Annotated in this window: 12 protein-coding genes; 1 reads left to right on the forward strand and 11 read right to left on the reverse strand. The window is 42.4% G+C overall.

All coding sequences use genetic code 11. The features are described from left to right. Window positions 1–62: 62 nt before the first annotated feature. From gloA to D8785_RS01360, 4 genes are all read right to left on the reverse strand, one after another. On the reverse strand, window positions 63–449 hold the full coding sequence (gene gloA / locus D8785_RS01340; protein WP_023022851.1) for a lactoylglutathione lyase: 387 nt from the start codon (window positions 447–449) through the stop codon (window positions 63–65). A 249-nt stretch (window positions 450–698) separates the two neighbouring features. Then, on the reverse strand, window positions 699–2,072 hold the full coding sequence (locus tag D8785_RS01350) for a sensor histidine kinase (RefSeq protein WP_125374221.1): 1,374 nt from the start codon (window positions 2,070–2,072) through the stop codon (window positions 699–701). Further along, window positions 2,062–2,736: a response regulator transcription factor gene (locus D8785_RS01355; RefSeq protein ID WP_125374222.1), complete on the reverse strand. Its 675-nt coding sequence runs from the start codon at window positions 2,734–2,736 to the stop codon at window positions 2,062–2,064. The genes D8785_RS01350 and D8785_RS01355 overlap by 11 nt, the downstream gene beginning before the upstream one ends. Window positions 2,737–2,848: 112 nt before the next feature. Further along, a complete protein-coding gene (locus D8785_RS01360) occupies window positions 2,849–3,445 on the reverse strand; it encodes a hypothetical protein (RefSeq protein WP_125374223.1) in 597 nt (198 codons plus the stop codon). A 208-nt stretch (window positions 3,446–3,653) separates the two neighbouring features. Here D8785_RS01360 and D8785_RS01365 point away from each other — a divergent pair, with 208 nt between their 5' ends. Next, window positions 3,654–4,196 carry a biotin transporter BioY gene (locus tag D8785_RS01365; protein ID WP_125374224.1) on the forward strand — a complete coding sequence of 181 codons (543 nt, stop codon included), beginning with the start codon at window positions 3,654–3,656 and terminating at the stop codon, window positions 4,194–4,196. A 53-nt stretch (window positions 4,197–4,249) separates the two neighbouring features. Here D8785_RS01365 and D8785_RS01370 read toward each other — a convergent pair whose 3' ends face one another. The 7 genes from D8785_RS01370 to D8785_RS01400 all read right to left on the reverse strand — a co-directional run bounded on the left by D8785_RS01370 (window position 4,250) and on the right by D8785_RS01400 (window position 11,862). Further along, the gene (locus D8785_RS01370) at window positions 4,250–6,793 is read right to left on the reverse strand and encodes a M1 family metallopeptidase (protein WP_125374225.1); all 2,544 of its coding nucleotides are present in this window, start codon (window positions 6,791–6,793) and stop codon (window positions 4,250–4,252) included. 130 nt (window positions 6,794–6,923) lie between these two features. After that, complete coding sequence (gene phoU, locus D8785_RS01375; RefSeq protein ID WP_123159314.1) at window positions 6,924–7,577, reverse strand: phosphate signaling complex protein PhoU; 654 nt, start codon at window positions 7,575–7,577, stop codon at window positions 6,924–6,926. A 12-nt stretch (window positions 7,578–7,589) separates the two neighbouring features. Then, the gene (gene pstB / locus D8785_RS01380) at window positions 7,590–8,348 is read right to left on the reverse strand and encodes a phosphate ABC transporter ATP-binding protein PstB (protein WP_003003393.1); all 759 of its coding nucleotides are present in this window, start codon (window positions 8,346–8,348) and stop codon (window positions 7,590–7,592) included. Window positions 8,349–8,377: 29 nt separating this feature from the next. Further along, window positions 8,378–9,181, reverse strand: a complete 804-nt coding sequence (gene pstB / locus D8785_RS01385) for a phosphate ABC transporter ATP-binding protein PstB (protein ID WP_023026660.1) — start codon at window positions 9,179–9,181, stop codon at window positions 8,378–8,380. A gap of 11 nt (window positions 9,182–9,192) precedes the next feature. Beyond that, window positions 9,193–10,077 carry a phosphate ABC transporter permease PstA gene (pstA, locus tag D8785_RS01390; RefSeq protein ID WP_023022836.1) on the reverse strand — a complete coding sequence of 295 codons (885 nt, stop codon included), beginning with the start codon at window positions 10,075–10,077 and terminating at the stop codon, window positions 9,193–9,195. Then, complete coding sequence (pstC, locus tag D8785_RS01395) at window positions 10,067–10,978, reverse strand: phosphate ABC transporter permease subunit PstC (RefSeq protein ID WP_006596571.1); 912 nt, start codon at window positions 10,976–10,978, stop codon at window positions 10,067–10,069. Before pstC ends, pstA begins: the two co-directional genes overlap by 11 nt. 17 nt (window positions 10,979–10,995) lie before the next feature. After that, window positions 10,996–11,862, reverse strand: coding sequence for a phosphate ABC transporter substrate-binding protein PstS family protein (locus D8785_RS01400; RefSeq protein WP_125374226.1), 867 nt, complete (start codon window positions 11,860–11,862; stop codon window positions 10,996–10,998). Window positions 11,863–11,929: the final 67 nt, after the last annotated feature.

Consider the following 11,929-nt stretch of genomic DNA (forward strand, 5'->3'; position numbering starts at 1 on the left):
AAACACAAAAAAGAACAGGTCAGTTCTCACCTGCTCTTTATCCTATGTGATGTGATTGCTGATTATAAGGACTTTTCACGAATCACTTCAACTTTGTAGCCATCTGGATCCACAATAAAGTAATAGTTTGGAAGTGTTCCTGGCAAGCCTTTTGGATCTGTTACTTGGTAACCTTTTTCCTTATGCTCGGCATGAAGGGCTTCAAGGTCTGGGGTACTCAGGGCTACGTGAGCAAAACCATCTCCAATTACATAGGGACCATGATCATAGTTGTAAGTTAATTCCAACTCATAGTCATCCCCTTCTAAACCAAGATAAACAATCGTAAATTTGTATTCAGGAAAATCTTTGCGACGCAATTCCTTAAAACCAAATGCATCTGCATAAAAGGCAATTGATTTTTCTAAATTCTCAACACGTAAACAAGTGTGTAACATTTTTGAAGCCATAAGACACCTCTTTCTTTTTTACTATTATACACTAGTCAGACCAAAATAGCGATTAATTGAAATGGATGAAAAAGAGAGTGGGACAGAAATCGGTCATTCGTTAGAATTCGATTTCGTCGTCCCACCTCCGCACCAGTTGAGTAGGACTGTAAAAGCTGATGAAATCAGCGTAGTAGAGCCCAATCAACCACTGCGTCTTGCTCGACAATCCAAAGACAATTAAGAGGCTAGGAATTTTGTACCACTCTCTTACTTGTTCTTCGTTGATTTAGAACTGGATCTCTTTTTACTTTCTGACTTAGTTGCTAGTTTTACCTCGAAAATAGAACCTTTAGGCTTGTTATCTCGAACACTAATGGTACCATTGAAGGCTTCTACTATTTGCTTGGCTAAGGATAAGCCTAAACCAAAACCACCCTTTTGACGGGTTCGCGCCTTATCCACTCGATAGAAACGATCAAAAATCCGTTTTTTATCTTCGTCAGCAATTCCTGGACCATTGTCCTCTACTCGAAGATAGAGATAACGATCCTTGAATTGGGCGATAAAGCGTATTTTCCCTTCTTCCTCTGTATATTTGAGGGCATTATCATACAAAATGGTCATCAGTTGTTTCAATAGGACCTTATCAGTCACCAGACTCCTATCCACCAGATTCTCATATTCAAAGATTTTTTCGTTTTCCTCCGCAATGATTTCATAATTGGCAAAAGTTTGGTCAAAAAAGGATGGTGTGATCTCGCTAAACTCTGGTTTAATCCCATCATCTCGACGGGCTAAGTTTAAGAGATTGGTCGTCAATAAGCGCATATTACGAACTTCATCCAAAGAGGAGGCAATATTCTCACTGGATTCCATAATCGTTGCTTCTGGTTTGCGGAATAAGGTTTCCAAACGATTTTGCAAAACCGCTAAAGGCGTCCGCAATTCATGAGAAGCATTTTCGACGAAGGCTTTCTGCCGATTCATGCTCTCTAAGAGAGGTTTCACACTCATCTTAGCCAGGAAGATACTTGCAAAGAGGGAAATGCCCCAGAAACAAATCATGACCAAGGCAATTTGACTCTCATGTTTTTCACTGGTCTGCTCCAACTGGCTGATGTTGGTCATGATCACGGCATATTTCACCCCATAGATATAATCATCGGGATCAATATCTACCAAATAAGCCCGGTAACTTTCCTTCTGCTTATAATGATTGGTAATTTGAATCTGCTTGATCTTGTTTAAATAACTGCGACTAAAAGTTACTGTTTTTAGATCTAGAAAACCATTATCCGTTGTCACATTTTCAAATTTATCATTCAAAAGGATAGCCGTGCTATTGGAGGTGACCGATGGTCTAGGGCCATCCTCGGAACCAAGTTCATCATCTTCTGGTTGGTCATCAGCAGGCCCGTCTTTTCCCATCCCATTGCCTGTACGGTTTGCCAAACTGATAATCGAATAGCGATCTTTACTGAGCATTTTTAAATTCTCGTCAACCGTTGTATAAAGACTGGAACGCATCACCTGAATAATAATCAAGGTCATGGTTGAGAAAATCAAGGTAAAGAGTCCGAAATAGCGGATGAAATAAGAAAAGTCATCCGCATTGACAGTTTTTTTAATTTTATTGAGCATCTTTCAGAATATACCCCACGCTACGCAATGTTTGGAGATTTTTTGCAAAGTCTGTACCTTTTAACTTCTTACGAATCTTAGAAACATACACTTCGACAACCGAAATGGTCGTATCGCTATCAAATCCCCAAAGTCGATCAAAGATTTGTGTTTTTGGCAGGATGACATTTTGATTTTGAAGGAAATAGACCAAAAGATCAAATTCTTTTCCTAATAGTTCTACTTCTTTCCCTTCAACAAGCGTAGAGTTGGTCGAGAGGTTAATTGTCACATTCCCATAAGAAAGGGTATTTTCATTGACCTTACCAGCGCGCTTCAACAATGCTTGAATTCGCATCTTAAGTTCCTCTAAGTAGAATGGCTTGGTCAGATAGTCATCTGCTCCCAACTCAAAACCATGGCCCTTATCGTCCAAACTCTCTTTGGCTGTCATAATCAACACTGGAGTGGAGACACCCTTATCTCTTAATTCTTTCAGAACTTGGAAACCATCTTTTTCAGGAAGCATGAGGTCAAGTAAAATCAGGTCATAGATGCCACTTTCAGCTTCATAAAGGCCTTCTTCCCCATCAAAGACTTGCATGACATCTGCAAAATCATCTAAAAAATCAAATACTGAATTAGACAAACCGAGGTCGTCTTCGACTAATAAAATCTTAATCATATTTACTTTCTCCTTCTCATTCTTCCATACAGGGATGATGAGTATTTTCTACTCTATTATAACATGACCAGGCTTCATTCAGTACCATTCAGATAGCGATTTCACTTTTTTCTTAGCCCGCTGTCCCTGTCTCATCCTTTGATGAATCTTTTGTATTGCTTGACGATTTTTTTGAAGAGGACTTCTTGGAGGACTTTTTATTGGATTTCCCATTTTGTTGGCTGTCTTCTTGACCTTGAGGTTCACCATCTTGTGGCGCTTGACCATTCATCTCACTTTGCCCTGGTCCACCATTCTGCCCATCTTGCGGGGGCCTACCACCCGGTCCACCTCTAAATCCATCTTGTCCTTGCTGACCTTGAGGTCCACCACCTTGAGGAGGTTGACCATTTATCTCACCTTGCCCAGGTCCACCATTTTGATCATTAAAAGCTTGTGAGTTAAAATGTCCATTTTGTCCTTGTCCATTTCCTTGACTATTTTGTCCTTGAGGATTTTGGGAAGGTTGGTTGCCATTTTGTGTAGCGACTGTTGCTTGTTGGCGTAGGGGAGTAGTATTAGCTGTCGCCAACATTCCCAATCCAAATCCACTTGTCATTCCTACGACGAGTCCTCCTGTTGCTGCGGCAGTTGCCCACCACTTAGGACTTTTCTTAAGAACAATCATTTTTTCAGTTCTTTCTTGCTTTTGTTTATTCGAAGCTTGCATTCTTTCATTTCCTTATATTTTTATTTAAACAAGGCCTTTGTTTAGATAGGGATAGTTTACCGACTCTTCCTTAACCGTGACTAAATTTTTTCTTAAACTTTCCTAAAATGATCAAGGAGACATTTGTAACAGCTGAAAAGAGGACTTGACAGGCTTGCCTTCTTTTTTGTAGAATAGTTACCATAAAAATAAATCGAGGTTTACTGTTTTGAAAAAAATTGAATCAATGACATTAATTGCTCTTGGAGCAGCTCTGATTGCTGCCCTATCACCTTTTACAATCCCACTGGGACCCATTCCTATCACGCTTCAGACTTTAGCGATTGGATTAATCGCCAGCATCTACCGTCCAAAAGAAGCCACTCTTTCCGTTGTGATTTACCTCCTCTTAGGTGCTATTGGCCTTCCCGTCTTTGCAGGTGGTCACGGAGGTATCAGCTCCTTCTACGGTCCCACTGCCGGATTCCTTTTCTTCTTTCCTCTTCGTGCTTTGGTTACCTCTATCTTCGCTGGCCAAAAGGGACAGCCCATTCGTATTTTCCTTGCTAACGCCTTGGGAGAAGTCGTTCTCTTTATTGGCGGTGCCTTAGGATTTATGTTCATCACTCACCAGAGTTTGGATATCACAGTAAAATTGGTTGTCCTACCTTTTGTGCTACCAGACTTGATTAAGATGACATTGACAACGATTTTCGCGGTCATTCTTTATAGAAATCTTAAGTATCTCCCTTATTTCAAAAAAGAAAAATAAAAACTCTTAGAGAGGTTTGCAGATCTGCAAAGCCTTCTCTAGGAGCTTTTTCTTTATTTTGTAGCTAGAAGTGCTGCTTCAACGGCGGCTTTCTCACGCTCGATAAGATCGATACGAGCGGCGATTTCCTTGATTCCCATCTTGATATTGCGGCTAATCGCCATATCTTCTAATTGAGGTTCAAAGAAGGCCTTGTATTCATTCAAGCGTTCAAGGGTCTTGAAACAGTTGGCTGGGTAGATAACAAACTTATCAAAGCTCATATCACCACCGAGTGCCTTCTTGATCCAATCCCAATTCTCACGTGCCCAAGTCCAGGTTCTTCCTTGGGTAAAGTCATGATGCAAGAAATTGAAGTACCAGCTCATAGCCAAGTCTTGCGGTTTCACCACATCCTTGTTCTTCCACTCCTTCAATAGAGCTTCCAAGGTTTCCTCATCCTTGGAGTAAGAAAGAGCTGCTGCCAACTGGCGTTTAAAGTTTCCATCCACTGTCTTCACATAGGTATCTAGGTATTGTTGGCTAAGTGCCTTGGTTTCCTGATGCTTGATTTGGTTGATCAAGATTTGCAGACGAATGGCAGCTGGAAGTTTTTCTAGATCAGATGCATGCGCTTCAAAGATAGCACTCGCTTGGACTTGTGCAGCTTCATCATTAGCCTTAATCATATTGGCAATCATGAGCTGACGAACTTTTTCGTCTTCTTCTGCTTCACCTGGCTTAGCTTCTAGTCCCAAGCGTTCAAAGTTGTAACGGTTCATCTGTTTCAACAGCTCATGGAAGGCAACTTCTGTTTCAGTTCCTTCATCCACAAAGAGACTGATTCCAGTCAAGACGCTTGAAACGGCAGAAACAACCAAGAAGGAACTTTCTTCTGTCAAATGCTCAATCACTGGCAAGAGACTTGCATAGGAAATTTGCCCACTTTCAGCTAACAGACGACGTTCTTGAACCACTTGTAATTTTGAAGTGCTATCTAAGTTAGCAAGGTTCGCAAGGATGTCTTCCAACAATTCCCCACGGTAGTCACTGATATAGTGGGCCGTATTTTCTGTATTAAAACGAAGAGCACCGCTATTAGTTGCCTTCAAGGCACTGTAGCTTGGAATTTCTAAGACTTCTGTTTCCAAAGTATCTGGAATACCTGACCAGTTGCTATTTAGCGGAACAACCCACTTGCGACCTTTTTCTTCTTTTTCTCCGATAAAGAACTGTTCTTGACGGATGATCAAGGTATCATTCTCTACAGAAGCTGAAACAACTGGGTATCCAGGTTGCTCCAACCAAGAATCCATAAAGGCTGCTACATCCCGACCAGAAGCTTGGCCCAAGGCTTCCCAAAGATCTTGCCCAATGGTATTTCCATATTGATGCTTTTCAAAGTAGATTTTCAAACCCTTGCGGAAGGCGTCATCGCCTAACCAGCGGCGAAGCATGTGCATGAGACGGCTACCCTTGGCGTAAACGATCGCTGGGTCAAAGAGGGTGTTGATCTCGTCTGGGTGTTTCACTTCCACATGGACGGATTGAACACCATCAGTCGCATCGCGTTTCAAGGCAGCAGGTACACCAGTTGTTTGGAAGTCTTCAAAGATATTCCAGCTTGGTTCGATGGCATCCAAGCAGACATATTCCATCATATTGGCGAAGCTTTCATTCAACCAGAGGTCATCCCACCACTTCATCGTTACGAGGTTTCCGAACCATTGGTGAGCCAATTCGTGAGCCACCACCAAGGCTACTGTTTGACGGCTCTGAGCTGTCGAGTTCTCATCTACAAGGAGATAAACTTCGCGGTAGGTGACCAAGCCCCAGTTTTCCATAGCTCCTGAAGAGAAGTCTGGAAGGGCGATATGAAGGGATTGAGGGATTGGGTAAGCCACTCCATAGTAGTCTTCGTAGAATTCAATAGCACGAACGGCAATATCTAATGAGAAGTCCAAGTTTTCTAATGGGTGAGCTTTGGTAGAGTAGACACCGACTAGGGTTCCATTCTTGGTCTTAGCTGTCACACCCTGCAAATCTCCCGCCGCAAAGGCCAAGAGATAAGAAGACATACGAGGAGTTGTATCAAACTTCCAAATACCTGTTTCTTTCCGACTTTCGACATCGATTTCAGGCATGTTAGAAAGAACAATTTCTCCCTCTTCTTGGTCAAATTTCACAGCCAAATCAAAGGTCGCTTTGGCTTCTGGTTCATCCACACTTGGGAAGGCTTCACGCGCAAAGTGGCTCTCAAATTGAGTAGAGATCACTTCCTTTTTAAGGCCATCTACTGTGTAGTAAGACGGATAAATCCCTGTCATATTATCGGTAATGTTCCCTGTATAAGTAAGGGTAAGGTTTACTTTACCTGTAGCAGGAACTTCGACAAAGACCGCTTCTTCCTCGTCATTGACTGTAAAGGCACAATCTTGCCCATCTACTTGTGCAGATTGGATGGTCAAATCCTTTTGGTGAAGAGAAATGCGAGTCTTCTTTGCTTCTCCGGTAATAGTCACTTTCCCTGAGAAAGTTTTGTTTGAGCGGTTCAAATCTAAGAATAGATCATAGTGCTCAGGTACAAATGTATCAATAAAATGTGCAACTGCTTGCATGAGTAACTCCTTCTTCATTTATTCTCATCTTCTATTCTAACATAAATCCAAAGGTCTGTAAGGTAAGAGGAGGCAAAACAAGATCTATAAGAAAATAAAGTCTGAGATGATGACCTCAGACTTTATTTTCTTATAATTCCACAATTTTCCCTGTTTCGAAGTAGACAACCCACTCACAGATATTTTTAGCATAATCACCAATACGCTCCAAGTAGTTGATCACTTGGAAGTAATCACGTCCGGTTACAATGGACTCAGGATTCTTCCGAATTTCTTCTGTTGCTAATTCTTGAATGCTATCGAAGTAATGGTTGATCACTTCGTCTCGGCTAGCTACTTCATAGGCCAAATCTACATCACCTTTGAGGTAAACATCCAGTGTGGATTCGACAAAGTCTTTGACCTCACGACCCATCTTGCTGATCTCCTCTTCAACAGATTGGATGCGGACTTCCCCCTTCATTCGAATAGTTGCTTTCGCGATTGAAACCGCATGGTCACCCATCCGCTCTAAGTCAGAGACTGCTTTTAAGACCGTCATGACCACGCGAAGGTCTTGCGAAACTGGCTGTTGAAGGGCGATAATCTCAAAAGATTTGCGCTCCAATTTCACTTCGTATTCATTGATATCCGCATCATCTTCGATAACCTGGCGGGCCAATTCACGGTCATGTGTGACGAAAGCACGAACCGTACGATTGATTTGGGTCAACACTTCATTTCCCATTGCATAAAATTGGTTATGCAATTTTTCTAAATCTTCTTCAAATTGAACTCGTAACATTTTATTTTCTTCCTATCCAAATTTACCAGAGACATAGTCTTCTGTTTCTTTCTTAGCTGGGTTCAAGAACATTTCATTGGTATCATTGTACTCAATCAAATCGCCATCCAAGAAAAAGGCTGTTTTATCGGAAATCCGACTCGCTTGCTGCATGGATCGAGTCACCAAGAGCATGGTGTAACGGTCTTTTAGTCCATACAGGGTTTCTTCAATCTTACCAGCTGAAATCGGGTCCAGCGCTGAAGTTGGTTCATCTAAAAGAATAATCTTTGGACTGGTCGCAAGGACCCGCGCTACACAAACCCGCTGCTGCTGACCACCGGAAAGTCCGATAGCAGAATCATGCAGGCGATCCTTGACCTCATCCCAGATGGAAGCACGTTTCAGTGAGGTTTCAACCGCTTCATCCAAAACAGCCTTGTCCTTGACACCATTAATCATCAAGCCATAGGTCACATTATCATAAATGGACATTGGAAAGGGATTGGGCTGTTGGAAGACCATTCCGATTTCCTTGCGCAATTCGACCGTATCGGTCCGTGGTCCGTAGATATTATGGCCATTATAGAGGATGGTTCCTGTAGTTGTGACCTCATGGTTCAGGTCCCCCATGCGGTTAATGGCTTTTAAAAGGGTAGATTTCCCTGATCCTGAAGGACCAATCAAGGCTGTAATCTCCTTTGGAGCAAAATCCAAAGAAACACTATTTAAAGCCTTCTTTTTATTGTAATAAACCGACAAGTCCTTGACTTGCAAAATTGGTTCTGTCATTCTATTTTCCTTTTTGTTGTCATATTCCTTTATCCAAAGTGACCCGATACATAATCGTTGGTCGATTGCAATTTCGCATTTTGGAAAATATTCGAAGTCTTATCGTACTCGATGAGGTTTCCAAGGTAGAAGAAACCGGTATAATCACTAGCACGCGCTGCTTGTTGCATACTGTGTGTCACGATGACAATCGTGTAATCCTTCTTCAACTCCAGCATGGTTTCTTCTAATTGCGCTGTTGCGATCGGGTCTAAGGCTGAGGCTGGCTCATCCATGAGCAAAATCTCTGGTTTAACGGAGATGGCACGGGCAATACAAAGGCGTTGCTGTTGACCACCTGAAAGTGTCAAAGCAGACTTGTGCAAGTCATCCTTGACCTGATCCCAGAGGGCTGCTTGCTTCAAGGATTTTTCTACGATTTCATCCAAGACCTTCTTATCTTTGACTCCTGCCCGTTCGTGAGGGAAGGTAATATTGCGGTAGATAGACTTCGCAAATGGATTTGGTCGTTGGAAGACCATCCCGATATGCTTTCTCATTTCATAGACATTGATATCTGGTCGGTTGACATCAATCCCTTCGTACCAGATCTCACCAGTCACACGCGCAATATCAATGGTATCGTTCATTCGGTTCAAACTTCTAAGATAGGTGGACTTCCCTGATCCAGAGGGACCAATCAAGGCTGTAATCTTATTCTTTTCAAACTGCATGTCGACGCCTTTGATGGACTCGTTATTTCCATAATAGACATGCAAATCTTTGGTAGATAGGACCACCTTTTCTTCAGGAAAAGTAATGATGTGTCTCTCATCCCAATTGTATTTTGACATTTCTTCTCCTTTTATGCTGAGGTTAATTTCTTATGGAGGTAAGTACCGAGCTTACGTGCTCCAAAGTTGAATATCAAAATGAAGATCAACAAAACGGCTGCAGATCCAGCGGATACTTCAATAGCATCTGGAATGGTTCCTTCACTATTGACCTTCCAAATGTGGACCGCTAGTGTTTCCGCTTGACGGAAAATAGAGATTGGACTGGTCACACTGAAGAGGTTCCAGTTACTCCAATCCAAAGCTGGAGCAGACTGTCCAGCTGTATAAATCAAGGCCGCTGCTTCCCCGAAAATCCGTCCAGAAGCCAGTACGACACCCGTAATAATACTTGGCAAGGCTTCTGGTACCACTACGTGAATCACGGTTTCCCAACGAGAGATTCCAAGCGCAAGCCCAGCTTCTCTTTGTGTATGGTGGACGTTTTGCAAACTATCTTCAATGTTCCGTGTCATCTGTGGCAAGTTAAAGACTGTCAAGGCCAAGGCACCAGAAATAATCGAGAAGCCATATTGGAACTGCACTACAAAGACCAAATAGCCAAAGAGACCGACTACAACTGATGGAAGGGAAGACAAGATTTCAATACAGGTCCGAACCAAATTGGTCAATGGGCCCTTCTTGGCATACTCTGACAAGTAGATCCCTGCCCCCAAAGAAAGTGGGAAGGAAATAATCAAGGTAATGACTAAGAGGAAGAAGGAATTATAAAGCTGAATCCCAATCCCTCCACCTGCTTGGTAAGAAGAGGATTTGCTGGTCAAGAAAGTCCAAGACACATGCGGCAACCCTCTAAGTAAGATATAGAGAATCAAAGAAGCAAGAATAGTGACAATAATTCCAGCAATAGCATAGAGAACCCCTGTCGCTATCTTATCTATTTTTTTAGCGTGCATAGTTCTTCTTACCTCTTTCTTTCGTGATCAATTTGATAACGCTGTTGAATGCCAAACTCATCAGCAAGAGCACCAAAGCAAGTGACCAGAGAACGTTGTTGTTAACTGTTCCCATAACAGTATTTCCAATACCCATGGTCAAAATGGAGGTCAAGGTGGAAGCTGGAGTTGTTAAAGATGTTGGAACAACTGCTGAGTTTCCGACTACCATCTGAATAGCCAAGGCTTCCCCGAAGGCACGCGCCATCCCAAAGACAACTGCCGTAAAAATACCCGAGCGAGCTGCCTTTAAGGTGACATGCCAGATGGTTTGCCAGCGAGTCGCTCCCATAGCCATACTCGCTTCCCGATAGTGACGAGGTACTGCTCGTAAGCTATCTGTTGTCATGAAAGTCACAGTTGGAAGAATCATGACAAAGAGGACAAAGACCCCTGACAAGATTCCAAATCCTGTTCCACCAAAGATGGAACGAACAAATGGAACCACTACTTGCAAACCAATAAATCCGTATACAACAGAAGGAATCCCTACCAATAACTCAATGGCTGGTTGTAAAAGACGAGCTCCCTTAGGAGACACTTCTGTCATAAAGACTGCCGCACCAATGGCAAAAGGTGTCGCCACCAAAGCAGACAAAAGGGTTACAATGAAGGAACCCAAGATCATTGGCAAAGCCCCAAATTCTTTCCCTGACGGATTCCAAGTGGATCCGAAAAGGAAACTAAAGACATTGACCTTGTTGACAAAGAAGGTCGATAATCCCTTTTGGGCTACAAAAATCAAAATCAAAGCTACAACAAAGACAATTAAACTCATACAACAGAAGGTAATGGTTTTCCCAAATTTTTCCAAACGAGAATTATTGGACTTTGCGAGCATTTTTTTTGCTACTTCGTTCATGTTTTACCTAATTCTTCTTATTTCTTCGTAATGTTACCGTCAAGATCACGGATGACTTTCATATCATTGATTGGGATATAGCCCATCTTACCAACGATTTCCTGCTGGACCTCATCTGTCATCATATAATCCAAGAATTTCTTGGCCAATTTACTTGGCTCTCCCTTGGTATACATGTGTTCGTAAGACCAAATTGGCCAGTTATTATTCACCACGTTTTCCTTAGTTGGTTCATAGCCATTTAGCTTCATAGTTTTGACACTATCATCCACGTAGGTAAAAGCCAAATAAGAAATGGCACCTGGAGTCTGGGAAACAATGTTTTTCACCATTCCATTGGAATCCTGTTCCTGAGCCTGTTTAGGATCTTTCCCATTCATGATGATGTCATCGAATACGGCACGGCTACCAGATCCTACTGCCCGGTTCACAATGGTAATTTCGAGATCCTCACCCCCCAATTGCTTCCAGTTGGTATATTCACCAGTAAAAATCTTACGCAATTGTTCAGTTGTCAAATCGTCTACGGAAATATTCTTATTGGCAATGATGGCTGTTCCTGCTACTGCCACTTGATGGTCTACCAAGCTAGAAGCATCGATTCCATCTTTTTCCTCCGCAAAGAGGTCACTATTTCCAATATCCACAGCTCCCGATTGGACCTGAGAAAGACCTGTACCAGATCCGCCTCCTTGGACATTGACAATCTTACCGGGATGTTCTTCAACATAACGATCTACCACCCCTTCAACTAACGGCTGTAGGGCTGTCGATCCAACAGCTGTAATCGCTTCTCCACGATCAATCCAAGATGCACAGGCAGACAGAGAAGCTGCAAGTGCTACTGTTGCTAGCCCAAGGACTAGCTTTTTGCATTTATTCAATGTAAGTCTCCTTGAATCAAAATCAAATATCGTTTAAATGTTATCTCTAAACACTTGGTCATCTTCT

Source organism: Streptococcus australis (assembly GCF_003943615.1).
GTDB lineage: Bacteria > Bacillota > Bacilli > Lactobacillales > Streptococcaceae > Streptococcus > Streptococcus australis_C.